This window comes from Skermania piniformis (assembly GCF_019285775.1).
GTDB classification, from domain to species: Bacteria; Actinomycetota; Actinomycetes; order Mycobacteriales; family Mycobacteriaceae; genus Skermania; species Skermania pinensis.
The window spans coordinates 1,173,699-1,197,408 of record NZ_CP079105.1; the positions used below are offsets into that span (position 1 = coordinate 1,173,699).

At 67.7% G+C, this 23,710-nt stretch carries 27 protein-coding genes; 11 read left to right on the forward strand and 16 right to left on the reverse strand.

Translation table 11 applies throughout. The features are described from left to right. Positions 1-84 precede the first annotated feature (84 nt). On the forward strand, positions 85-879 hold the full coding sequence (locus KV203_RS05345; RefSeq protein ID WP_066474461.1) for an enoyl-CoA hydratase/isomerase family protein: 795 nt from the start codon (positions 85-87) through the stop codon (positions 877-879). 1 nt (position 880) lies between these two features. Here the strand turns inward: KV203_RS05345 and KV203_RS05350 are convergent, their stop codons facing one another. The 4 genes from KV203_RS05350 to KV203_RS05365 form a co-directional block, all read right to left on the reverse strand. Next, the gene (locus KV203_RS05350; protein WP_169797550.1) at positions 881-1,333 is read right to left on the reverse strand and encodes a MaoC family dehydratase; all 453 of its coding nucleotides are present in this window, start codon (positions 1,331-1,333) and stop codon (positions 881-883) included. 2 nt (positions 1,334-1,335) lie between these two features. Beyond that, positions 1,336-2,475 (reverse strand): acetyl-CoA C-acetyltransferase, encoded by a 1,140-nt coding sequence (locus KV203_RS05355; protein WP_246600924.1) that lies wholly within the window; start codon positions 2,473-2,475, stop codon positions 1,336-1,338. Between the two features lie 99 nt (positions 2,476-2,574). Continuing rightward, the gene (locus KV203_RS05360) at positions 2,575-3,723 is read right to left on the reverse strand and encodes an acyl-CoA dehydrogenase family protein (protein WP_066474466.1); all 1,149 of its coding nucleotides are present in this window, start codon (positions 3,721-3,723) and stop codon (positions 2,575-2,577) included. Further along, positions 3,720-4,886 (reverse strand): acyl-CoA dehydrogenase family protein, encoded by a 1,167-nt coding sequence (locus tag KV203_RS05365; RefSeq protein ID WP_066474468.1) that lies wholly within the window; start codon positions 4,884-4,886, stop codon positions 3,720-3,722. Before KV203_RS05365 ends, KV203_RS05360 begins: the two co-directional genes overlap by 4 nt. A 192-nt stretch (positions 4,887-5,078) precedes the next feature. Between KV203_RS05365 and KV203_RS05370 the strand changes: the two genes are divergently transcribed. After that, entirely contained in the window at positions 5,079-5,969 is an 891-nt protein-coding gene (locus tag KV203_RS05370) for an HpcH/HpaI aldolase/citrate lyase family protein (RefSeq protein ID WP_066474471.1), read from the forward strand. Positions 5,970-6,078: 109 nt separating this feature from the next. Here KV203_RS05370 and KV203_RS05375 read toward each other — a convergent pair whose 3' ends face one another. Then, entirely contained in the window at positions 6,079-7,254 is a 1,176-nt protein-coding gene (locus tag KV203_RS05375; RefSeq protein WP_066474475.1) for a CaiB/BaiF CoA transferase family protein, read from the reverse strand. 225 nt (positions 7,255-7,479) lie between these two features. Here KV203_RS05375 and KV203_RS05380 point away from each other — a divergent pair, with 225 nt between their 5' ends. The 5 genes from KV203_RS05380 (at position 7,480) to KV203_RS05400 (ending at position 12,566) form a co-directional block, all read left to right on the forward strand. Beyond that, a complete protein-coding gene (locus KV203_RS05380; protein ID WP_246600595.1) occupies positions 7,480-8,958 on the forward strand; it encodes an aldehyde dehydrogenase in 1,479 nt (492 codons plus the stop codon). Between the two features lie 27 nt (positions 8,959-8,985). Continuing rightward, the gene (locus tag KV203_RS05385) at positions 8,986-10,416 is read left to right on the forward strand and encodes an MmgE/PrpD family protein (protein ID WP_066474481.1); all 1,431 of its coding nucleotides are present in this window, start codon (positions 8,986-8,988) and stop codon (positions 10,414-10,416) included. Then, the gene (locus KV203_RS05390; RefSeq protein ID WP_066474484.1) at positions 10,413-10,937 is read left to right on the forward strand and encodes a cupin domain-containing protein; all 525 of its coding nucleotides are present in this window, start codon (positions 10,413-10,415) and stop codon (positions 10,935-10,937) included. Before KV203_RS05385 ends, KV203_RS05390 begins: the two co-directional genes overlap by 4 nt. Further along, a complete protein-coding gene (locus KV203_RS05395) occupies positions 10,937-12,007 on the forward strand; it encodes a zinc-dependent alcohol dehydrogenase family protein (protein WP_066474487.1) in 1,071 nt (356 codons plus the stop codon). Before KV203_RS05390 ends, KV203_RS05395 begins: the two co-directional genes overlap by 1 nt. Before the next feature lie 184 nt (positions 12,008-12,191). Next, on the forward strand, positions 12,192-12,566 hold the full coding sequence (locus KV203_RS05400; protein WP_066474490.1) for a DUF2255 family protein: 375 nt from the start codon (positions 12,192-12,194) through the stop codon (positions 12,564-12,566). 5 nt (positions 12,567-12,571) lie between these two features. On the opposite strand, the gene KV203_RS05405 is transcribed toward KV203_RS05400, so the two are convergent. Beyond that, positions 12,572-13,492, reverse strand: coding sequence for an alpha/beta hydrolase (locus tag KV203_RS05405; protein ID WP_066474494.1), 921 nt, complete (start codon positions 13,490-13,492; stop codon positions 12,572-12,574). Between the two features lie 135 nt (positions 13,493-13,627). Between KV203_RS05405 and KV203_RS05410 the strand changes: the two genes are divergently transcribed. The 4 genes from KV203_RS05410 (at position 13,628) to KV203_RS05425 (ending at position 17,327) form a co-directional block, all read left to right on the forward strand. Further along, positions 13,628-14,539: a helix-turn-helix domain-containing protein gene (locus KV203_RS05410; protein WP_066474497.1), complete on the forward strand. Its 912-nt coding sequence runs from the start codon at positions 13,628-13,630 to the stop codon at positions 14,537-14,539. A gap of 153 nt (positions 14,540-14,692) precedes the next feature. Beyond that, the gene (locus KV203_RS05415) at positions 14,693-15,493 is read left to right on the forward strand and encodes an SDR family NAD(P)-dependent oxidoreductase (protein ID WP_066474500.1); all 801 of its coding nucleotides are present in this window, start codon (positions 14,693-14,695) and stop codon (positions 15,491-15,493) included. 465 nt (positions 15,494-15,958) lie between these two features. Continuing rightward, positions 15,959-16,651, forward strand: a complete 693-nt coding sequence (locus KV203_RS05420; protein ID WP_246600604.1) for a tyrosine-type recombinase/integrase — start codon at positions 15,959-15,961, stop codon at positions 16,649-16,651. 67 nt (positions 16,652-16,718) lie between these two features. Further along, positions 16,719-17,327 carry a DUF2510 domain-containing protein gene (locus tag KV203_RS05425; protein ID WP_174522085.1) on the forward strand — a complete coding sequence of 203 codons (609 nt, stop codon included), beginning with the start codon at positions 16,719-16,721 and terminating at the stop codon, positions 17,325-17,327. An 11-nt stretch (positions 17,328-17,338) separates the two neighbouring features. On the opposite strand, the gene KV203_RS05430 is transcribed toward KV203_RS05425, so the two are convergent. Genes KV203_RS05430 through KV203_RS05475 form a run of 10 tightly spaced genes read right to left on the reverse strand, consistent with a single transcriptional unit; the run spans position 17,339 to position 23,709 of the window. Continuing rightward, complete coding sequence (locus KV203_RS05430; protein WP_066474782.1) at positions 17,339-17,974, reverse strand: hypothetical protein; 636 nt, start codon at positions 17,972-17,974, stop codon at positions 17,339-17,341. Beyond that, positions 17,971-18,918, reverse strand: a complete 948-nt coding sequence (locus KV203_RS05435) for a hypothetical protein (protein ID WP_066474785.1) — start codon at positions 18,916-18,918, stop codon at positions 17,971-17,973. The genes KV203_RS05430 and KV203_RS05435 overlap by 4 nt, the downstream gene beginning before the upstream one ends. 1 nt (position 18,919) lies before the next feature. Beyond that, positions 18,920-19,717, reverse strand: coding sequence for a hypothetical protein (locus tag KV203_RS05440; protein WP_066474788.1), 798 nt, complete (start codon positions 19,715-19,717; stop codon positions 18,920-18,922). Positions 19,718-19,742: 25 nt separating this feature from the next. Continuing rightward, positions 19,743-20,141 (reverse strand): hypothetical protein, encoded by a 399-nt coding sequence (locus tag KV203_RS05445; protein WP_157079978.1) that lies wholly within the window; start codon positions 20,139-20,141, stop codon positions 19,743-19,745. Next, positions 20,138-20,518 (reverse strand): LtfC-like domain-containing protein, encoded by a 381-nt coding sequence (locus KV203_RS05450; protein WP_157079979.1) that lies wholly within the window; start codon positions 20,516-20,518, stop codon positions 20,138-20,140. The genes KV203_RS05445 and KV203_RS05450 overlap by 4 nt, the downstream gene beginning before the upstream one ends. A gap of 13 nt (positions 20,519-20,531) precedes the next feature. After that, positions 20,532-21,773, reverse strand: coding sequence for a hypothetical protein (locus tag KV203_RS05455; protein ID WP_066474798.1), 1,242 nt, complete (start codon positions 21,771-21,773; stop codon positions 20,532-20,534). Then, positions 21,770-22,126: a hypothetical protein gene (locus tag KV203_RS05460; protein ID WP_066474799.1), complete on the reverse strand. Its 357-nt coding sequence runs from the start codon at positions 22,124-22,126 to the stop codon at positions 21,770-21,772. Before KV203_RS05460 ends, KV203_RS05455 begins: the two co-directional genes overlap by 4 nt. Beyond that, entirely contained in the window at positions 22,123-22,917 is a 795-nt protein-coding gene (locus KV203_RS05465) for a hypothetical protein (RefSeq protein WP_066474801.1), read from the reverse strand. The genes KV203_RS05460 and KV203_RS05465 overlap by 4 nt, the downstream gene beginning before the upstream one ends. Next, complete coding sequence (locus tag KV203_RS05470) at positions 22,914-23,291, reverse strand: hypothetical protein (protein ID WP_066474805.1); 378 nt, start codon at positions 23,289-23,291, stop codon at positions 22,914-22,916. The genes KV203_RS05465 and KV203_RS05470 overlap by 4 nt, the downstream gene beginning before the upstream one ends. Next, on the reverse strand, positions 23,284-23,709 hold the full coding sequence (locus KV203_RS05475) for a hypothetical protein (RefSeq protein WP_157079980.1): 426 nt from the start codon (positions 23,707-23,709) through the stop codon (positions 23,284-23,286). The genes KV203_RS05470 and KV203_RS05475 overlap by 8 nt, the downstream gene beginning before the upstream one ends. Between the last annotated feature and the right edge of the window lies 1 nt (position 23,710).

The following is a 23,710-nucleotide window of genomic DNA, read 5'->3' on the forward strand; positions in this document are numbered from 1 at the left end:
GTTCGCCACGCGCACTCGGGTATAACACGTGATAAGATATTATATATCATACAGCAGATCAGCTGAACTACCGAGAGGATCGCGATGGGCCGCTACGCGCGCTTCGACCAGCTTCGGCTCGACGGACCGGACGAGGCGGGCGTCGTCGAGCTGGTGTTCGACGGGCCGAATCTGAATGCCGTCGGCGAAGGCGCGCACGCCCAGCTGCCGGAGGTCTGGCGCGAGTTCGACGCCGACCCCGGGGTGAAGGCGGTACTGATCCGCGGGGAGGGTAAGGGCTTCTCGGCCGGCGGCTCGTTCGACATCGTCGAGAAGCTCAGCAACGACCATGCATACCGCGCACAGGTGATGCGCGAGGCGCGCGACCTGGTCTACAACGTCCTCGACTGCTCGAAGCCGATCGTCTCGGCCATCCATGGCCCTGCCGTGGGAGCGGGCCTGGTGGCCGGGGTGCTCGCCGACGTTTCGGTCGTGACCAGGACCGCGAAGATCATCGACGGCCACACCCGGCTCGGTGTCGCGGCCGGGGATCACGCGGCGATCTGCTGGCCCCTGTTGTGCGGAATGGCAAAGGCCAAGTATTACCTGATGACCTGCCGTCCGTTGACCGGTGCGGAGGCCGAGCGGATCGGCCTGGTGTCGCTGTGCGTCGACGAGGACGAGGACTTGCTGCCCGCTGCGCGCGGCGTTGCGCACGAGTTGGCGGCCGGCGCGCCCACGGCTATCCGCTGGACCAAGCAGTCGCTGAACGGCTGGTACCGCCAGGTGGCCGGGTCGATCTTCGACGCGTCGTTGGCGCTGGAGTTCTTCGGATTCGGCGGGCCCGAGGTCAAGGAAGGCCTCGCTTCGCACCGCGAACGTCGGGCGCCGCAGTTCTGACTCAGGCGACCACGACCAGCGTCTCGGCGACACAGGCGGGTTTGGCCGCGCCGTCGACCGCGACGACGTAACGGACGGTGACCGTGCAGCTCGCAGCGCCGTCGGCCACATCGGTGACGGTGGCGGTCGCTCGCAGGGCGGACCCGACCGGAACCGGCGCAGGAAACCGAATCTTGTTGGCTCCATAGTTGATCCGCGCAACTCCGAAGTCGAGCGCGAACAACTGCTGGGCGAACTGGGGGATCAGGGAAAGGGTGAGGTAGCCGTGCGCGATCGTTGCGCCGTAGGGGCCGGCCGCGGCTCGTTCGGGATCGACGTGGATCCACTGGTGATCGCCGGTGGCGTCGGCGAACGCGTCGATGCGGGCCTGGTCGACGACGAGCGGCTCGGAGGGACCGAGTTCCTCGCCGACTGCGGCTTTCACCTCGTCTATGGATGTGAAGGTTCGAGTCATCGCTATGCCCTTTCGACCATGGCGGCCAGGCCTTGGCCACCGCCGATACACATCGTAGCCAGTCCTTTTCGCCCGTCGCACCGCTTCAGTTCGTGCAGCAGTGTGGTGACCATGCGCATGCCGGTCGCGCCGATCGGGTGGCCGAGCGAGATCCCGGATCCGTTGACGTTGAGCCGATCGTGATCCGCCCAGTCCCAGCCGGCGAGGACTGCGAGAACCTGCACGGCGAACGCCTCGTTGAGTTCGACGAGGTCGAGGCTGTCCAGCAGGCCCCGAGTGTCGATGCCGGAACGGGCGGCAAGCTTGGCCACGGCGGGCACCGGGCCGATCCCCATCCGGGACGGGTCGCATCCGGCAGCCGCCCAGCCGGTGAGATATCCGAGTGGTTCGAGCCCGAGTTCGTCGAGCATGTCCTCCGCGACGACAAGACACGCTGTGGCCGCGTCGTTCTGCTGGCTCGCGTTGCCGGCGGTGACCGTTCCGCCGGGGGTGAGGGTCCGCAACTTCGACAGCGACTCGACAGTGGAATCCGGCCGTACGCCCTCGTCGGCCGCGAAGACCACCGGATCACCCTTGTGTTGTGGCACCGGTACCGGCACGACCTCGTCGGTGAAACGGCCATCTTTCCATGCAGCAGTTGCGCGTTGGTGGCTGCGCGCAGCGTAGGCATCCGCGTCTGCCCGCGTGATTCGGTAGTCCTGCGCGAGATTTTCGGCGGTCTCGATCATTCCGGAGATGCGGCCGAACCTGGATTCCGGCTGGGATCGCTCGCGGCCGCGGTCGAGGCGGTCGTACAACTGGGTGTTGCCCGCGCGCACACCCCAGCGGGTCGCGGTCGAGTAGTACTCGATGCGGCTCATCGACTCCACGCCGCCGGCGAGTACGGCATCGGCCGAGCCGGTCTGCACCATCATCGCGGCGGTCGCCAGTGCCTGCAGGCCGCCGCCGCAGCGGCGGTCGAGCTGCATGCCGGGAACGGTGATCGGCAGTCCGGCGTGCAGTGCGACCCAGCGACCCACGCAGGGCACTTCGGAGTTGGCATACGACTGGGCGAAGACGACGTCGTCGATACGCTCGGGGTCGACACCGGAACGGGTGACGACCTCGCCGACCACGGTCGCGGCGAGATCCTCGACCGGCAGGTCGCGCAGCGCGCCGCCGAATGTGCCGACCGGCGTACGGGTCGGGGCGACGATCGCGGCGCAGGGTCGGTGGTGAGCTGCTCATGGGTCCGTTCCGGGTCAGCTCTTGTTGCGGGCAATGAGTTGCGCCGCAATGACGTTGCGCTGGATTTCGTTGGTGCCTTCGCCGACGATCATCAGCGGGGCGTCGCGGAAGTAGCGTTCGACGTCGTATTCCTTGGAGTAGCCGTAGCCGCCGTGGACGCGGATCGCGTCGAGGGCGATCTGCATCGCGGTTTCGGAGGCGAACAGTTTGGCCATCCCGGCTTCCATGTCGGCGCGTTCGCCGGCGTCGAGCTTCTCGGCGGCGTCGAGGGTGAGCAGCCGGGCCGCGCGTTGCTTGGTCGCCATGTCGGCGAGCAGGTTGCCGACCGACTGATGCTTCCAGATGGGTTTGCCGAACGATTCGCGTTCCTGGGCGTACTTGACCGCGTCGTTCAGTGCGGCCTGGCCGACGCCGAGCGCGCGGGAGGCGACCTGGATGCGGCCCACCTCGAGCCCGCGCATCATGTGCGCCCAGCCGTTGTCGGGGGTGCCGCCGAGGATTGCGTCGTCGCCGACCCGGCGCCCGTCGAACACGAGCTCGCACGCCTCGACGCCACGGTAGCCGAGTTTCGGCAGCTTCTTCGAGATCGTCAGTCCGTCGCCGGGTTCCACGAGGATCACGCTCATGCCCCGGTGTGACGGGGTCGCGTCCCGGTCGGTGATGCAGAGCAGGCCGAACAGCCCGGAGTGTGCGGCGTTGGAGATCCACGTTTTCGAGCCCCTGATCACCCACTCGTCACCGTCTCGGGTGGCGACCGTGCGCATCGCCTGCAGATCACTGCCGCCCGCGGGTTCGGTGAGCGCCATGGTGGCGCGGATGCTGCCGTCGGCCATCGCGGGCAGGTATTTCGCCTTCTGCTCGTCGGTGCCGAAGGTTTTGATCAGGTAGGTGATGACGGAGTGGCCGCCGGTCGCGCCGGCCAGGCTCATCCAGCCGCGGGCGAGTTCCTCGGTAACCCGGGCGAAGCAGGCGGTGCTGACATCGACGCCGCCGTACTCGGCGGGTACGAGCATCCCGAAGAAGCCCAATTTCTTCATCTCGTCGATGAATTCGGCCGGATAGACGTCGTCGGCCTCGAACTCGCGCACCCGCGGACGGACCCGTTCGTCGACGAACTCGGCCACCAGAGCGACCATCTGCTCCTCGTCGTCGGACAGTGTCATTTCTTTCCCCTCTTGGCTGCTCGGACGAGTCCGCCGCCGATGATGAGTCGCTGGATTTCGCTGGTGCCTTCGTAGAGGCGCAGCAGTCGCACGTCGCGGTAGATCCGTTCGGCCGGCACTTCGCGCATGTAGCCGGAACCGCCGTGCACCTGGACGGCGAGGTCGGCGACCTGCGCGGCCATCTCGGTGCAGTACAGCTTCGCAGCGGACGGTCCGATCCGGCGGTCCTCGCCCGAGACGTAGCGGCGCGCGGTCTCTCGAACCAGTGCGCGACCGGCCAGCACGCCGGTCTGCTGGTCGGCGAGCATCGCCTGCACGAGCTGGAAATCGCCGATCGGCGTGCCGCCCTGCGTCGCCGTCGCGGCGTAGGCGACCGACTCGTCGAGCGCGCGCTGGGCGGTGCCGACCGCGAGCGCGGCGATGTGCACGCGTCCCCGCGCCAACGACGTCATCGCGGCGCGGTACCCGGTCTCCTCGTCACCGCCGACCAACGCCGAATTCGGCACGCGTACATCGGAGAACGTGACGTCGGCGGTCCAGGCGCCTTCCTGGCCCATCTTCTTGTCCTTCGTGCCGACTTCGACACCGGGCGTATCGGCAGGTACGAGGAACACTGCGATCCCGGTGCCGGACTCGTCGGCGGAGCGGGTACGTGCGAACGTCACGAACAGGCCGGCGATCGGGGCGTTGGTGATGAAGCACTTCTGCCCGTTGATCACCCAGTCGTCACCCTCGCGAACTGCCTTGGTGCGCAAGCCCGCCGGGTTGGAGCCGGCGCCGGGCTCGGTGAGTGCGAACGAGGCGACGACATCGCCGGAGGCAATGCGCTCGAGCCACTGCGACTTCTGCTCGTCGGTGCCGAAGTTGACCAGCACCTGGCCGGCGATACCGTTGTTGGTACCGAACATCGAGCGCAGCGCGAGCGAGGTGTAGCCGAACTCGAGCGCGAGCTCCACATCCTGGGTGAGGTCCAGACCCAGGCCGCCCCACTCCTGCGGGATGGCGTACCCGAACAGACCCATCTCCGCCGCCTGCTTGCGCAGGTCGTCGGGAATCGTGTCGGTATCCATGATCTCCTGCTCACGCGGGACGACCTTGGTCCGGATGAAATCGTGCACCAGCTCCCGAATCTGCTCGAAGTCCTCTGGGGTCACTGCCGCCATCTGGTCGCTCCCGGTTGAGATGGGCTGGTAGAAAAATATAATATCATAGACGGGGATCGGCAACCGTGGCGAAGCATCCAGGTGCGGAGTCCTCCGGCCGAGCCTCGGGGCAAGCGGGTTCTGAGGCACACCCGCTTGCTGATGGCGTTAAATATATAATATTCTTTGAGCACCTATCCAGGAGGATGTCCGATGAAGCCGTACCGTTCCATGCTGTTCGTCCCCGGTCACAAGCCGAGCTGGGCGGACAAGGCTCTCGCCTCCGGCGCCGACGCGGTGATCCTCGACCTCGAGGACTCGGTCCCGGTCGCCGACAAGGCCGACGCCCGCAAGACGGTCGCGGAAACGATCGGCCGGCTCGGCGGTGACGACGTGCGGGCCGACCTCTGGGTGCGCCCGAACAGCTCGGTGACCGGCCTGCTCGGTGGTGACCTCGAAGCGGTCGTGCAGCCGGGGCTGGTCGGGCTGTTCTTGCCGAAGGTCTTCACCGCCGAGGAGATCGTCCGTATCGACGCGGTCGTCTCGCACATCGAGTCGCGAGAAGGTTTGACGGAGAACTCTATCGGCATCATCGTCAGCTACGAGACGGCCGTCTCGATGGCGCACTGCGAGGAGATCGCCGCAGCGAGTCCGCGTGTCGTCAGCCTGCTCGGTGCCACCGGACCCAGCGCCGACGTCGGCCGCGAGCTCGGCTTCGAGTTCACCCCACAGGGCCTGGAGACGCTGTACCTGCGCAGCCGGATCATCCTCGCCGCACGCGCGGCCGACCTGCACCATCCACTGGCGGGTGTCTGGCAGGACCTCGCGGATCGCGACGGGTGCCGCCGCTTCGCGGAGGACAACCGCGGACTCGGCTACCGCGGGCTGGTGTGCATCCACCCCTCACACGTCGCCATCGCCAACGACGTGTTCACGCCGGAACCGGAGAAGGTGGCGTTCTACCGTCGGATGATCGAGGCATTCCGCCACGCAGAGGCAGCAGGCAGCGCCGCTGTCGACTTCGAGGGCCAACACATCGACATCGCGCACGTCAAGACTGCCGAAGGCGTTATAGCGCTGGCCGAGTCGCTCGAATCGGCGTGACGCGACCATAGCCGCTCGTCGACGCCGATGCCGGGCTGCCTGCCGCCGAACCGCACATCGAGCACCGGTCCTCGCCGGCGGTGACGATCCGGCTGCGGGTTCGTCGGTGTCACGACTCGTCGGCGTAGAGCACCCCGGAGGCGAGCAGCTCGTCGATCTTCGCACTCGGCAGCACTTCACGAGCCACCCGGCGGGTGTCGGCGCCGACCTTGGGCGCCCGCCCGCCACGGTCGGGGCGCTCGCCGTCGAACGTCCACGGCGGGCGGATCAGCGCCAGGCCGTCGGCTTGCCGCTCGACCATCCGCAGGTGCTGCACCTGCGGATGGTCGAGATAGCCGGTCATCGACAGCACCGGTGCGAACGGTACGTCGTGCTCGGTGAGCACTCGCTCCCAATGCTGCTTGGGCTTGGTGGCGAACTCCTTCTCCACGATCGGTACCAGAGTGAAGTAGTTCGCCTCGCGCGGACGGTATTCGGCGAACCTCGGGTCGGTGGTGAGGTCCATCCGATCCATCGCCCGGCACAGCGACTGCCAGAACTTCTGTGACGACGACAGGTGCACCGCCAGGAATTCGCCGGAAGCCGTCGGCACGCAGAAGTTCTGTGCCTGGGGATGGCGACTGGTGCGACTCGGGTCGGCGCCGAGCTCGAAGGCCTGGGTGATGCCGTCGATGGTGAGTGCGCTGACTGCCTCCATGATCGACGTCTCCATCAGCTGCGGCCTGCCGGTCTCGAGCCGGCCGACGAGTGCGGCCAGCACGCCGGTCGCGGTGCTCAGGCCGGTGACGAGATCGGCGCTGAGTCCGCCGGCGAGCTGGGCGTCGCCCTCGTCGCTGAACAGCGAGTAGAGCCCGCCGAAAGCGTGACCGATCGTGTCGTAGGCGGGCCGGTTCGCCAGCGGTCCGGTGGATCCGAACCCGGTGACCGAACCGTAGACGATGTCGGGCCGCAACGCGCGGCATGCGTCGGGGCCGAGTCCGAGCGCGGCGACCTTACCGGGACGAAGGTTCTCGAGAACCACGTCGAAGCGTGGGATGAGCGCCTTCACCACTGCGACGCCCTCCTCGGTCTTGAGATCGACGGAGAGGCTGCGCTTTCCGGTGTTGTACTGACGAAAGTACGGGCTCTCGTCGTTCTGCTGGCGCCGGAAATCCTCTCCGACGCCGGTCCGCTCGACCTTGACGACCTCGGCCCCCAGCGCGCAGAGCAACGAGGTGCCGAACGGGAGGGCGATGTATCCACCTATCTCCAGGATCCGGATGCCCGTGAGCGGCTTGTGCTGCATGGAAGGTACCTCCGTAACTGTCAGCAATATATTAAATATAAAAGTTCTGCCGAATCAATCACTTTCGCCGAAGCGGCTACTCCTCAAGCAGGTACCGTCAGCCCACCTCTGAGGACTTTCGCAACGGCATATCATATATAGTATGTATGGTGCAGGTCACATTCCGATGAGTCCGACGACTCGGATCACAGCGGGATGCAGACGAACGTCGAACGGAGCTCCGCGTTGAGTGCGCAGACAGCCATCTGGCAAGGAAACTACGACAAGCTGTTCATCGGCGGCCGGTGGGTACCACCCGCGACCGACCGCACCTTCGAAGTGATCTCACCGGCCACCGAAGAACTGCTTGCGCGGGTTCCCGAAGCTGTCGAGGCCGACGTCGATGTAGCGGTGACCGCGGCACGAGAGGCATTCGACAACGGCCCTTGGCCTCGGCTCGCGCTCGACGAACGCATTGCGGTGCTGCGCACGCTCAGCGCCGAACTCGCTGCCCACGAGACCGATGCCGCCCGCCTCGTCAGCGCTGAAATGGGCTGTCCGATAACTCTTTCAACGAAAATGCAGGCTATCGGTCCGCGGCTGCTCCTGGACGCATTCCTGGACTTGGCGCCCACCTACCCGTGGCGCGACACGCGCCGATCGATCACCGGGCAGGCGCTCGTCACCCGTGAGCCGGTCGGTGTCGTCGCCGCCGTCGTGCCGTGGAACGCACCGCTGCTGATCACGATGATCAAGCTCGCGCCCGCTCTGCTCGCCGGCTGCACCATGGTCCTCAAGCCGACGCCGGAGACGCCGCTGGACTCCTACCTGCTCGCCCACCTGCTCGAAAGGTCCGGACTACCTGAGGGTGTCGTGAACATCGTACCGGCGCAGCGAGAGGTCAGCGAGTACCTCGTGCGCCACTCCGGAGTCGACAAGGTCTCCTTCACCGGATCCACCGCGGCCGGCAGACGCATCGGCGCCTTGTGCGGCCAGGATCTGCGACGCTGCACGCTCGAGCTGGGCGGCAAGTCGGCAGCAGTGCTGTTGGACGACGCCGACCTCGACGCCGCGGTGGCCGCCATCCGCGCGGTGTCGCTGCGCAACAGCGGCCAGGTCTGCAGCAACAAGACGCGGATCGTCGTGGCCCGGTCGCGTCGCGACGAACTGCACGATCGGTTGATCGACCTGATCACGTCGATGCCGGTGGGCGACCCGTTCGATCCCGCCACCGAGATCGGGCCGATGGCCAGCCGCAACCACCGCACCCGCGTCGAGGGCTACATCGCGGACGGCAAGTCGTCGGGCGCGTCGATCCTGGTCGGTGGCGGCGGACGACCGCATGAGCGGGGCTGGTACGTCGCCCCGACGATCTTTGCCGACGTGGACCCGAACGCGAAGATCGCCCAGGAGGAGATCTTCGGCCCCGTGCTCACCGTGCACACGTTCGACACCGAGGCCGAGGCGATCGAGATCGCCAACAACTCGAGCTACGGACTCAACGGCTCCGTGTTCGCGGCCGACCCGGAGCACGCGTTGTCGGTCGCGCGCCATATTCGCACGGGCACAGTAGAAGTCAACGGCAACCCGGTCGGGTTCGCCGCGCCGATCGGTGGCTTCAAGAGCAGCGGCATCGGTCGCGAGGCCGGTCTCGAAGGCTTCGACGCGTACATCGAAATCAAGTCGTTCGGCCTTCCCGCCGCCACCTACGCCGCGCTGGCCTGATCGAACCTGATCGAAAGGGGAACCGACATGGCAAGCATGCCCCCGGTCGAGGCAGCCGCGGCTCGGCTGGTCACCGATCTCACCTTCGACGCGATTCCGGCGCAGGCCCTCGCCGGCGCTCGCCGCCTGATGCAGGATCAACTTTCGCTGCAGATCGGGTGCTCGGCCCTGCCGTGGAGCCGAGCCGTCCTCGACCTGACCCGCGTGGCACATCTTCCGGGCACGTCACACGTCACTGCCTCCGGCGATGCGATGAGCGCCGGCGACGCCGCCTTCGTCAACGCGACATTCGGTCACAGTTTCGAATACGACGACGCGCACCGTGCGAGTTCTTCGCATCCGGGTAGTTGCGTGGTCTCGGCGGCACTTGCGATCGGCGAGGAACTCGGCGTCGGCATGCGCGAGGTGATTACCGGCATCGTGGCCGGCTACGAGGTCTACACCCGGATCGGAAACCTCGCGGCTCCCGAACTGCTCGAGCGCGGATTCCATCCGCACGGACTGTTGGCGAACTTCGGTGCGGCCGCAGTCGTGGCGAAGATGCGCGGATTCGACTTCGACACGACGGTGAACGCGCTCGCCATCGCACTCAGCCACGCGTCGGGCACCACCGAATACACCTCGTCCGGTGGTTCGATCAAGCGCGTGCACGCGGGTATCGGCACCCGCAACGGGATCCGGTCCGCGGAGCTGGCTGCTGCCGGGATCACCGGGCCCACCGCCTTTCTCACGGGCCGGAAGGGCTTCTACCGCACCTATATCGGCCGGGAGGTCGCCGACGACGCGGCCGTGACCTTCGGCCTCGACAACACCTTCGAGATCACCCGCGTGTGGGTCAAACCGTACTGCTGCTGCGGCATAAACCACGCGTATATCGAAGGCGCCGGGCAGCTTTCGGGCCGCGCTGCCGACGTCGACTCGGTGCTGCTGGGAATCCAGACCGGTGGAGACATGGTGATCGGCAACCAGAACGCCAACGCCTGGGCGCCGACGAAGATCGATCACCTGCAGTACAGCTTGCCGTTCCAATTTGCCTTGGCTCTAATGGGACTCGGCAACGGATTCTCCACGCACCACGCGTATCTGGCCGGCAAGCTCGACATCGGACAGGGTAGCGAAGTGGCGACGCTCGCGCAGAAGGTCAAGATCGATGTGAAGCCGGAACTCGACCGCGCCTACCCGGGTCGCTGGGTCGCCGACATCACCGTCCGCTACGCCGACGGCACGAGCGAAACGAAGTTTCTCGACAATCCGTCCGGCACTGCGGAGAACCCGATGCGGCAGCAGGACCTTGACGCCAAGTTCCACGATCTCACCGTCTCCACGCTGGGCACCGAGCGCAGTAACGCACTGCTGCAGGCGATCACGGGCGGAGACCTCGACCAACCCGCCGCCGAGTTCGCGGCGTTGCTGCACGTTCGACAACCGAAGAAGCCCACCACGAGGAGTGAACAATGACCGGAGAACACCTGAAGGCCGAGGCCCGCGTCGTGCTGACCGGACTCGACGAAAACGGCAAGTCGACATTCGTCTCGGACGCCAACACCACCGTCCGCACGGCGCAGCCGGGCTTCACCGTGATGGAGCTCTGGCAGTTCGACAGCCTGCCCGCAAACGTGCTCGCGCCGTCGACCCTCGGCGACAATCCCGTGATCGACCCGCCGCCTGCCGGCCTGGTCGTGCGGCTGGCGTCCTTCCCGCCGGACAGCGAGTACGACGCCGTCGCGTTCAAAGAATCTCTCGACGCATTCGGGCATGACGAGAACGACGGTAACGGCAGCGCCGAGCTGTGGCACGAGACCGACACGATCGACGTGGTCACCATCATCGAGGGCGAGATCTACGCCGTTACCGAGACCGGCGAGACACTGCTCAAGCCGGGCGACACCGTCGTCAACCGTGGCGTCAAGCACATCTGGAGCAATCGGTCCGACAAGCCGTGCCTACTCAGCGCCACCATGATGGCGGGGACCCGCTGATGCGCGGCGTCGTCTTCCGGGGAAATCGCGAACTCGACGTGCTCGACTTCCCGGACCCCACACCCGGCCCGGGCGAGGTGGTCGTCGAGATCAAAGCGTCGGGACTGTGCGGTTCGGACCTGAAATTCTACCGCGACCCGCCCGAGGAAGCGCTGAAAGCGCTGGGGTTCAAGGACTTCGCATCCCGCGGCATGACCGAGGCGCCGAAGATCATCGCGGGTCACGAGCCCTGTGGTGTCATCGCCGAGATCGGCCCGAACGTCGATCCGCGCGCGTGGCAGGTCGGCGACCGGGTCATGGTCTTCCACTACAAGGGTTGCGGCTTCTGCGACCTGTGCCGAACCGGCTGGACGCAGATGTGCGTACACGGCGCCACGATCTACGGTGCGACCGCGCACGGCGGGCACGCGGGCTACATGGTTGTTCCGGCCGAGACGCTGGTCGTCCTGCCCGAGGAGATCAGCTTCTCCGCGGGCGCGGCGATCGCCTGCGGTACCGGCACCGCGTTCGGCGCGTTGAAGCGCGCGGACGTGACCGGTCGAGACACCGTGGCCGTGTTCGGACTCGGCCCGATCGGCCAGTCCGCGGTCCAGTTCGCCTCCGCGATGGGCGCGCAGGTGATCGCAATCGACGTCGCCGCCGACCGCCTCACCCGGGCAAAGGAGTTGGGCGCACACCAGGTGGTCGATTCCAGCTCCGTCGACCCGGTCGAGGCCATCCGGGACATCACCGGCGGCCGAGGCGCCACGGCAACCATCGAGAGCTCGGGGGCCCCGGCGGCCCGCGTCGCAGGCACTCGTTGCCTGGGGCCGTGGGGTCGGATCGCCCTCGTCGGCCTCGGCGGGAACATCGACCTGGACGTGTCACCGGACGTGGTGATCAAACAGATCTCGATCATCGGCTCCTACACCTTCTCCAACGTCGGAATGGGGGAGTGTGCCCGTTTCGTGGCCGCACACGGGATCGATGTGGACGCACTGTTCACCGACCGATGGACGGTCGAGGACGCTGCGGCCGCCTACACCGAGTTCGACAAGCAGGTTCGGGGTAAGGCCGTCATCGAGTTCTGATGGCCCGGGGGAGGATCCGCCGTGCGCAGGATCCTTCCCGTTCTCCGCACCGGCCGACTCGCCCGACGGGTTCACCGCTCGGGAGGATGTGGATAGACCGGTTGCCTACGATTACCCGCGGTAGTGGGCTTGACCACGAAGGCGGCGCTCGGGTGCGATCCTTCTCAGGAGAAAGGAATTCGACATGGCATGGACAAGCGAGGAACTCGATCGAATCGGCCGGGTTTCGGAGGTGCACATCACGACCTACCGCAGCGACGGCACACTGCGCCGATGGATCCCCGTCTGGGTGGTCCGAGTGGCGGACGATCTCTACATCCGGTCCGCGTTCGGAAGCGCCGGCGGCTGGTACCGCTCCGCCACCAGAGACAATGTTGCACGTATCCGCGCCGGGGACGTCGAGACCGATGTGCAGCTGCGCCCGACGAGCGATGCGAGCATCAACAGCGGTGTCGACGCGGCCTACCGGACCAAATACCGGGGGCATGGCACCGCGCTCGACACGATGGTCGCGCCGGCGGCGGCGGAGACGACGTTGCAGCTCGTCTCCGCCGGCTGACGGATTCAGTTCGTTTTCGCGGCGAGGTTCTCGGTGAAGAACGGGACGGCCTCGGCGACCGCGCGGTCGACGTACTTCGGCACGTCGTAGAAGTCCATGTGGGCGGCACCGTCGACGACCACCAGCTTCTTCGAGCTGCGGGCCCGCGAGTGTAGTTCCGTGCTGTGCCACAGTGAGCCCGCGTCGCTGCCCGCCACGATCAGGATCGGCTGGGTGAGCAGGTCCTCGACGAGATGGAAGGCGTCGAAAGCGAGGATTCGCGGGATGCTCTGGGCGAGAAGATATTTGTTCTGCGCGTTCGGATGCTGGGCGCGTGGGGTGAGGTAGTAGTCGTGTGCCTCTGCCAGATCGCGTGGCGTGCTTTCGTCCAGCTCCACGGGCACGTACTGGGCGTTGTACGGCTCTGCACCGCCTGCCTCCGCGGTGCGCTGCTGAGATGCCGCGTCACGCACGGCCACCGCCGCCGAGTCGAGTTCGGCGCCGAACCAGCCCTTACGCCATGCGCTGCCGATGTTGAGTGCGCTCGCTGTGGCGATCGCCTTGATGCGGGAGTCGGTCATGGTGGCGTTGACGCCGTATCCGCCGCCGGCGCAGATGCCGAGCACGCCGATTCGCTCGGCGTCGACGTAGTCGAGCGACTGCAGGTAGTCGACGGCGGCGTGCACGTCCTCGACCCGAGCGGCCGGGTCTTCGAGGAAGTGCGGCTCGCCTCCGCTCTCGCCCTGGAAGGAAGCGTCGAAGGCCAGCGCGACGAAGCCCTGCTCGGCCAACTTGCTCGCGTACAGGCCCGCGGCCTGTTCCTTGACGCCACCTCCGGGATGCACGGTGACGACTGCGGCATAGCTGCCGTCGGGATCGAAGTTGTCGGGCAGGTGAAGGTTGCCCGACATGCTGATCGGGCCGTTGGGGAAGGTGACGGCATCCACGGTGTCTCCTCGGGATCGGAAATGTCGGTTACCTCATCCAGGGTGCTGGCCCGCTCGGATGGGTGGGAGAGTGCGCCTATAGGGGGAACCGGCAGCCCCTGCACCGCTGTCCCGTTCCCACCTAGCCTGGAGTTCATGGAGATCGCGAAGGATATCAAGGAATTCCTGATGACTCGCCGAGCGAAGATCACGCCGGATCAAGTGGGACTTCCCGCCGGAACACGGCGTCGGGTGACCGGACTGCGTCGTGAAGAGGTCGCGCAGCTGGCCGGGGTGAGCGCCGAGTACTACATCCAGATCGAGCGCGGCCACGTCGGCGGCGTGTCCGACGAGGTTCTGCACGCGGTCGCTACCGCACTGCGGCTCGACGAGGCAGAGTCGAACCACCTGTTCGATCTCGCCCGGGCGGCCACCACGTCGAAAGCTCGCAGGCGGCGCACTCCCGCGTCATCGCGGCAGCAGGTGCCGCCGACCGTCCGCGCCCTGCTGGATGCGATGGTCACCGCGCCCGCCGTCGTACAGAACGCGCACCTCGATGTCGTGGCTGCCAACGAGCTGGGGCGCGCGCTCTATGCGGACGTCTTCGCACGGGATCGGGGCGCGCCCAATCTCGCGCGTTTCCTCTTCCTCGACAGCCACGCCGACAATCTGTTTCCGGACTGGGACACGGCCGCAGACCACGCCGTCGCGCTACTTCGTGCCGAAGCCGCGCGCTCGCCGTATTCGGCCGCGGTCACCGGGCTGATCGGGGAACTGGCGACCCGGAGCGAGGCATTCCGGTCTCGGTGGGCCGCGCACGACGTGCAGGTACATCGCCGCGGCACCAAGCGGTTCCACCACTCCGCCGTCGGTGACCTGACCTTGCGGTTCGAAGCGCTTTCGATCGCCGGCGACGGCGGGCTGACGCTCGTCGGATACACCGCCGAGCCCGGCTCCAGGTCGGATGAGGCGCTGCGCCTGCTGTCCAGCTGGATCGCGACCGAGCATGACACCGAAACACCTACGCTCGCAGCGGATTCGCAACTGCCGACGGAGATGGAGAAGTGACCGTCCGCGGCTCGACGGTTCGTTTCGTCGGGGAGACGAACGACAAGCAGAAGGCCGCCTCGAGCTGAGTACGGTCGAACAGGTCCAGGCATGGACGGGTGAATCGCAGATAATATATTATAGATAATACCGATATCGAGCGAAGGCGGCTGGATGAACACTCTCGACGGAAAAGTGGCTGTCGTCACCGGGGGTACCGGCGGGATCGGCAGGGGTGTCGCAGTGGAGCTGGCGGCGCGCGGTGCGACAGTAGTGATCAACGGCCGCAACCCGCAGAAGGCCGATGCCGTGCTCACCGAGATCCGCGCCGCCGGTGCCACCGCGGACTTCCTTGCCGGCGATGTCCTGTCGAAGGCCGATATGGATGATGTGCTCGGTGAAACGGCACGCCGCCACGGCGGCGTCGACATCGTGATCGCCAACGCCGGCGGCAACGACGACGAAGCCCGCTCGCCGGAGGTCCGCGGGCCGTTCGCCGATATCGACCTCGCCCGGGTGACCACCTTCGTCGGCCAGGCTGTTGCCGCGAAACTTTTGGTCGTGCAGTCCGCCGTTCCCTACCTGCGGGAGCGTGGTGGCGGCAGCGTCGTGTTCGTCACCTCCGAGGGAGGCAGGACGCCGACACCCGGCCAGACGGCGATCTCCACCTTCTCCGGCGGCTTGATCCAGACGAGCAAGTTGCTCTCGAAAGAGTTGGCACGCGACGGTATTCGCGTGAACGCGGTGTGCGTGACGGTGGTACGTGACTCGCCGTCCTGGACGGCGGCGTTCGAACGCGAGGACGGCGTCTCCCAGCATCATCGCAGGCAGTACGAGAAGATCGTCGAACGAGCTCCGTTCGGAGTAGCTGCGCCGCAGGACATCGGCAATGTCGTGGCCTTTCTGGCGTCCGAGGACGCGCGCTATCTCACCGGAACGATCGTCAGTCCTACCGGGGGTCTGACTCTGCACTAGGCGACGTTGTCGCCCCTTTCCGGCCTCGCGGAGCAGCGCCTGAGCGCATCGGAGGTCGCCCGAGTGATCTGCCGAGCGGCAGGTCTCGATTTCGCCTACGTCGTGCTCGGCGGAGCCCGAGCGAGTGTCGACGATGGGATTATCGGCGTGCGATATCAGGGACTCGAACCCCGAACCCGCTGGTTAAGAGCAGCCGCAGGCCAGGGCCCGATCCCGCCGCCGATCCCCGAGGAAACGATCGCGGGGCTCGTTCCGGGTAGGCATCTCCGCATCGTCGCCACCATCTGAGCCGTGGATAGCGTCGGGGTTGCTGGGCACTACGGTGCCGCCATGCAGGGTGAATGGAGTAGATGGCTGACCGCGTGGGCGGGGCACCTGGCAGCCGCAGGACGAACAGACGGCACGATATCGCTGCGCAGGTACCACCTGCTCAGGTGCGCTACAGAGGTCGGGGTAGGGCCCGACATGGTCACCGCCGAACACCTCGAGGTGTGGCTCGGCCGGCGCGGCTGGAAGGCCAGCACCCGACGCAGCGCGTTGGCCAGCATTCGCGGGTTCTTCCGGTGGGCCCACCGGTCCGGCCGGCGCCAGGATGACCCCGCAGCCGAGCTGCTCCCCGTCCGCGCCGACCTCGGCAAGCCGCGGCCGTGCCCCGAGTCGTACGTGCTGCGGGCAGTGATGGCCGCCGGGCCGCGGGAGCGGCTCATGCTGTCGCTCGGCGCGTCGGCCGGACTCCGGCGCGCCGAGATCGCGCGAGTACGCGCCGACGATGTCGAGGTGCTCGGCGGCCGCCACGAACTGCGGGTCCGCGGAAAGGGCGACCGGACCCGCCTGATCCCGATCAGCGACGAGTTCGCCGAACGGCTGCTCGCGCGCGGCCCCGGCTGGTGCTTCCCGTCTCCGGCTGCGAGGGGGCCGGGTCACCTCACCGCGGCCCACGTCGGCAAGCTGATCTCCCGGACGCTGCCGGCCGGATGGACGACGCATACGCTCCGGCACCGGTTCGCCTCCCAGGCGTATGCGGTGGACCGCGACATCCGCGCGGTCCAGGAGCTGCTCGGGCATGCCTCGGTCGTGACGACGCAGATCTATACCGCGATCCCCGACAACGCCCGCCGCCGCGCGGCCGCCGGCGCCGACCTCCCCCTTGTCGCGTAGCAGGGCCGGGCCCGCGGTAACGTCGTCGCCCGGTCGGGGGACCGATCTACGAAGGACGGACACCCCCGTGAACACGCCCCCGCCGACCCTTTCCCCGCCGACCACGCCGAAGCCGAGACGCCGGTGGCTGTGGATAGTAGGCGGTGTCCTCGCCGGGCTGCTGGTGCTCGGCGCGATCGGCAACGCGATCGACAACGGTGACGACGCAGCGGCCGAGTCCGACACGACGGCGCCCGCGGCCAGCGCGGCCAGCGCGTCGACGAGCCACACGATCCCCGCGAGCAGCAGCACCGGCACGACCAGCAGCACCAGCGCGGCGGCGCCGACCAGTCCGCCGCCTGCCCGCCCGGCCGCGGATCCGAGGTGCGCGCCCGCCGCCCCCGGCGTCACCGCCACGATCACGGCCGGCCTCACCGCGGCCGGCTACCAACTGACCAATCCGACCGTGATAACGGACTCTGGCGTCACCTACTTCGGCGCGACGATCGCCGACGCCGGCGGGAAGGTGCGGGAGCGGTCCGACGTCTGGATCATCCGCGGCGGTGTCCCATACGCCAGCACCGGCGGCGCCCGGAATAACACGACGTTCGCCGAGGCGTCGGACGTTCTAGGCATCTCGCCCGGGGACGAGCTGGTGCAGGCCGTCGACAGCTGCGTGGTCGAACAGACCCGCTGAGCGCGAGCCGATCAAGCGGCGCGAGCGCCGATGGTGAGCGTCGACCAGTAGCCGTCGCCGGACTGCCAGTTCGCGGACGGTTGCGCGCCGGTCCGGATCCGGTCGACGGTGTCGATGGACGCGCGGGTGGTGTTCACGTGATAGCTCTGCTGGTTGCCGAACCCCGAGGGGAGAACGGACGGGGTGCTGCGTGCGCTGTTGACGAACCCCGTGAAGCACAACCATTCGACTCCGGCGGGGTAGCCGGGGTCGAGTGCGGTCACGGGCACGGCGCCGTAGTTGTTCGCACCCGCCGCCTTGAGGTCGGCTGTGACACCGTTCCAGCCGCGGAGCGAAGTGCACGACCAGGCGAGCGAGGTCGACCCGGACAAGGTGAGCGCGCCGGCACTGCCGGCGACACCCCACGCACACCCGATCGTGGGCCGGTTCGCGACCACAGCCTGGGCCAGCATCGCCCAGTTCGGCGACGAGTCGACGCTGAGGGTGGAATTCGAGACCTGCGAGACGCCCACCACCAGCAGCAGGTTGCCGGGCTCGGCGGTCGACGGGATGGTCACGGTGGCGGTGCCCGTCGCCGAGCCGCCGAAGGTGCGGCCGGTGACAACGAATGCCTTCCAGGTCGGACGCGACGGCAGGAGCCTGCTCACGCCGCGTACTGTCCGCGGAGATGGACGTGGACCGGGCCCTTGGCCGTGGCCGTGCCGATCGTCGGCTTGATCCGCACGACCGACCCCGGTCCGCAGAGGTAGGCGGTCGGCAGCGGATAGACGTAGCTGTTCAGCCCGGCCGCCACGGTGAACGACGCGGCGACACTGCCGACGTTCGACGGCGTCCCGACGTAGACCTCGACGGTTAGATTCCCTGTGCCGCCGACCACCTCCAAAGCGCCGCCAAGCCGGAAGCCGACGTGCGTGAGATTCACGCCGAGGCCGGCCGGACCGGGTTCGATCCACGCCCCACCCCAGGCGTCGTTCCAGTCGCTGGTCAGCATGGCGTTCGGGCCGTTGAGGATGATCTCGGGCCCCGACCATGCGGCCTGGGCCGGCGTCAGCGATGAGAACTGTTGCGAGAGCCAGCCCTTGAACCAGGTCAACCCGCCGGCGCCACCGGCGATGTTGTTCGAACTGAGCATGAAGCCGGGCTGGACGTAGGTGCCAGCGACGAGGGGCAGCTCCCAGGTCGTCCAAAGACCACCGCCGTAGTAGGCGCCGAAGCCGCCCCGTTCGGCAGCGGCGTACCCCGACGTCTCGGCAGACGACGTGCACAGGTGTGTGAACGGCAGAGCTGTCGACTGTGCCGACGACTCCAGCCGCATCCCGAACCGCCATATTCCCGACACCGGGATCCGAACCCGACCGAGCCCGGTGTCCTTGACGAAGTCGTCACCCGCAACCGCTTCGCGGCCGGCGAACCGTGCCCGATCCAAGGTGTCGAACGTTCCGGCTGGCATCTGCATGTACACCGTTCCAGCCGTGACAGCGACTGTGGCCGTGTTGAGCCGGCGGACACAGAACGAATACTCGGCCAGGTCACCGAGCCGCAACAGGTGATCTGCCGCGGTCGGCGCCGGGCCGGGCGCCCGACGTCCCATGTCAGCCGATCACGGTCACGCGGTAGGCGTTCGAGGCGGGAGCAGTGGCGAAGGTGATCGTCACGTTGTTCGCGTCGGTCTTCACGACATCGGCGAGGACCTCCTCGTACGTGGTCGTGTCGTGCACCGAAACCACCACGTCGCGGGTCCCGAGATTGTGGGTGACCGGGATCGACGTCAGCGACCCGTTGCCGATGTTCGCCGCGTACTTACGGGCGACGACAGACGGGTCGACCTTCAATCCCGTGCCGGACACCACCAGTCCGGACGCGCTGTCGAGCAGAACCGAGAACGCGTTCGACGACAGCTGCAGGCCGTTGCCCGCGGTGTAGGTCGCGCCCCCACCGACCGGGGCGAACGTCAGCCCGGTCGTACCGACCGTGATAGTGCCGTTGTTGGTGACCGTCCAAGCGGTGTCCGCGTTGACCGTTCCCTCGGCGACCAGCACGGTCGTGTTCGGGACGATCTCGCCGGCGCCGTCCGCGTCGGCCGAGCGGGTCGGCGCCCCCGAAGCGGCGACAACGTAGATCCCGTTCTCCGACGCGGTCGACTGATTCTTGATCAGAATCCGGTCGCCCGTCGCCAACGTAACGCCGTCGACAACCGAGCCGTTGGCGAATGCGGACGCCAGCGTTCCGCTCGCAGTGGTCGCCACGCGGACGCCGGGTTTCCACTGCAAGCCGTTGAGCAGGGCATCTACGTAGGACTTGTTCGCGGCGTCGGAAGCAGCCGAGGGCGAGCCCACGTTCTGGATCCGCTGGTTGAGCAGGTTGAGTCCGTTGCCGATCTTGAGTGCCATGAGGTTTCCTTTCCAACAGGGGGTTTCAGACGATCTCGGCGCGGCCGGATTGCGGGGTCGCGAAGACGATCGAGATGGTGCCGATGTCCGGGAAGGCGACATCGGTGTCGACCTGTTCGCCGTCGACAACGACCAGCACCGAGGCCGGGTATCGGCCGAGTTGGTGGTCGATGATCCACGTCGCGGCGGGGGTCGTTTGAGTGTGCGTGAACCCACCGGCCGGTCCCCGCTCGCCCGCCGGCCCGGCCGGTCCCCGCTCGCCCGCCGGCCCGGCCGAGACGACCGCGACCACAGTCGGGCCGCCGGGCTCGGGGTCGAGTTCGATCGTCGGCGACCCGGCCGGGTCGACCGCGATCCCGGGAATCCGCACGTCGACCTCGAGCACATCCGGCATGTCCGGCATGCCCGGGAACCCTGAGGTCATCGCTTGCCGTCCGCGCGCCGCGTAAGCCCCTGCGCGGGGACGTCGTTGTAGCCGGTCGGGGTGCCGTCCGGGAAGGTGAGCCGGATCCGCCACACCAGCTTGCCGGCGACGGTGTCGGCGATCTCGGACTCGAACCCGAGGTCGATCGCGGCGGCGGTGACCTCACCGGGGTAGATCTGCACCTCGGCGGGGTCGGGCACCGTGCCGGCCGGCACGGTGAAATTGGGGACGCCGCCGATCCATATCGCGGCCGTGGCCGGAACGACGGGCCAGGTGGCGGTCGAGCGCGGCACCAGCCGGAACCGGACATCGCGGCCGTAGGTCAGCGGCAGCGCGCGCAGTAGCGGCGGGTCGAACAGGTCCAGCATTTCAGCCATCATCGCTCCTCGGTCATGCGGCGGCCAGTAGTCGAACGTCGTCCCACTGCCCGGAGTTGACGAACGATGCTCGGGACACGAACACGCCGGCGTACGGGTTCGTCGCGGCGACCCCGGTCGCGAACACGCTGTCGGCCCACGCGAGCAGTTCGTCGCCGCGCCACACGTACGCCGACCCGTTCGGGCGGGTCTCGGCCCGGATCACGTGGCCGGCGGCGTTGTTCGTCGACGGCGCAGAGAAGCTGCCGAGCTGCGTCCAGGTCGGCGGGTTCCCCGACAGCACGGTGGAGAACCGGAACAGTTTCGCGTTGCCCGTCGTGACCCGGCACGCGAGGCCCTGCGTGCCGGCGGCGTTGGCGTGCAGGATGATCGCGTGCTCGTGCGCGGTTGCGGTCTTGATCGTCGCGTCGACCCGCATCACCCCGCCGGTCAGGCCGGTGTTGCGGAGGATCGCCGCGCCGCCGTCGGTGGTGCCGGTCTTCGCGTAGGCGTTCGCGCTGATCTGCCCCGTCGCGCCGACCACGGTCCACCCGTTCCCCGGGGCGCCGTTCGCTCGGTCGAAGTTGTCGTAGAACACCGACGACCACGGCCCGGAAACGACGTCCGATACCCGGTCGTAGCAGAAGAATTCGCGCAACCACACGTCGCAGGCCGCGGAATTGAGGAGCCGGATACAGCGGCGGTCGGGGCCTGTCCGGTACGCCGGCGTCGTCACCGCGGCACCGACGTAGACACCGTTGAGCCAGATCCGGATGAACTGGTCGGCGTCGACCCACACCCGCAACTGCAAGGTGTTCCCGTTGAACACGACCGGGCTTGACCATTGCCCGCGGTTGGTGACCGCCGACACCGGGGTGGCGAGCTGCCCGACCTGCACGATGTCGCCGCCCGCGGCCGGGGTCTGGTAGATCAACCGAACCCCGACCACGTTCTGGAACAATGCGTCGATCCGCGCCCACGAGTCGGTGAGGTAGAACGAGAATCCCTGCGATGCAACACCGGTGGGTGGGAACCAGAACGTGGCGTCGAATCCCCAGTTCGGCGTGAACGGTTGGAACTCGTAGCTTTCGCCACCACCGTTGGTGGTGCTGTAGTTGCTCGGTATGTGCAGTTCGGCGATGTTGTTGATGTCGGCCGGGGTGCCGTCGCCGAGGTGCACCCACGGCCGCTGCACAGGGTTCTCGACCGGCCGGTCGAAGGTGTCGAAGAACCCCGCCCACACCAGCTCTGGGGACCGCTTGAGCAGGAAGCTCATTCGTCCTCACGGCCGACGGCGATGACGTTGTCCGGCCACCGGTCCAGCTCCTCGATCACCCTGGCGAGGACTTGCCGGTTGCCGCGCACACCGCGCCAGTCCTGCGGGTCGAGCAGGCGGGCCAGCTCGTCGCCGCGCTCATCGAACTCGTCGAGCGCAGCGGTCAACACCGGGCGGGCGTCTGCGGCCGCGGCGTACCACCACAGCCCGGTCAGGTCGGGCAGGCCGAACACGGTGTGCCAGATCGGCCACGACATCTCGGGGACGAACGTGATCGACACGTCGCGCGGCAGCGCCGGCCCGGACTCGGCCGGGTCGCTGTTGCCGGCGATCGCGATCACGTACCGGGTCACAGGATCACCCCGAAAAGCGCGCATTGCAGGGCGTTCGGAGGCGTCGACCCGGTCACCGAGTCGACGTTCCAGAACACGCGTTCCTTGTCGGCCACGTTCAACTCCAGGTTGTTGTAGCTCACGCGGGTGACGTTCGCCCCCAGGGTCGCGGTGTGGATCACCGAACTCGCGGTGCCGGCCGCGTTCCACTTCTTGGTTTGGAGCACCATCCCGCCCGGCTGGGTGAGCAGCGCGATGTGCAGGTCGGTGATCTTCCGCGACTGCCCCGAGGGGACGTTCTGGCACGCCCCGATCCTGAGTTCGTTCACGCCGAGCTGCACAGCGGCCGAAGCGATCACCGCTTCGAGCTCCCAGTAGGAGCTGAGCGCGTAGGCGATGTCGGCGGTTTCCTGCGCGTCCGCTGCGGCGTTCGCGGCTGCCTGAGCGGTCGAGACCGCCGCCGACGCGTTCGCATTCGCCGCAGTGGCAGTGTTCTGCGCGGCGGTCGCCGTCGTCTGGGCGGACTGCGCGGTCGACTGCGCGGTGGTCGCCGTGGAATGCGCCGTCGTCGCGGTCGCCTGAGTGGTGTTCATGTTGTCGGCGATCCCGCCGACGATGTCCTCGAGCGTGTCGCCGACGATCGGTACCCCGCCGAGCAGGTCGGCGAGCAGACGCAGCCCGGACGCGAGGAACCCGTTGATGAAACCGCCGAACCCGCCCGCCAGGCCGTCGATCAGGTTGCCGAATCCCCACGACCCGACCGACTGGCCTTGCGTCTCGTCGGGAACACCCGCCTGGTCCGGCGATGTCACGGCCCGACCCTCCGACGCACCGCTGCCGACATCTCGTCCGCCTCGGCGACGTGCCCGGCTGCCCTGAGCAGGGGGATAGCGGTGCGCAGGAGCACGGTCAGCGTGGCAATCTGATCGCGGGCGTCGTCGAGCTTGACCTCGAAGTCTACGATCCGGGCTTCGAGGCGGTCGGTCTCCTTGACGTGCTTGTCCTCCATCGCGGCGATGTCGGCACGAAGATCCTCCGCGACCGAGTGTGTCAGCCGAGCCGCGACCTCGGCGACGTTCGCGGTGCCGCGCCGCCACCCAACCACGGCGGCGATCAGCGCTGCGACGACGGTGAAGACCCCGCCCCCGACCGCGAGATCGCCGATGCTGACGCCGACCTCACCCACGCGCAGCCTCCCGCAGGATCGCCCGGATCTGCCGGATCGTGTGCAGGCACATGCCGGCCGAGCACACGGCCAGCGCGACCCCGACCCACGCCGCGAACGTGGCGCGTTCCGACCAGGACGCCTGCCATACCGCGACCGAGTACGCGAGGCCGGCGAACGATGCGCCGCCGTCACCGGCGACCTGGAGCCAGAGCCCGGGGAGTGAGGTCCGCGCGATCGCGCCTGCGAGGGTGAGGACCGGGCAGACCACGAGCAGGCATGCCCAGGCGATCGCGAACTGGGTGCCGAGTGCGCGCTCCACGGCGCCGGGTGCGGTGCCGGTGATCAGCGCTTGCGCGCCGGCCACGATGTACGCGCTGTAGACGGCGGCCTGGTAGGGGCGGATCGATTCGCCGTCGAGGAGCGACCCGACGCGCACC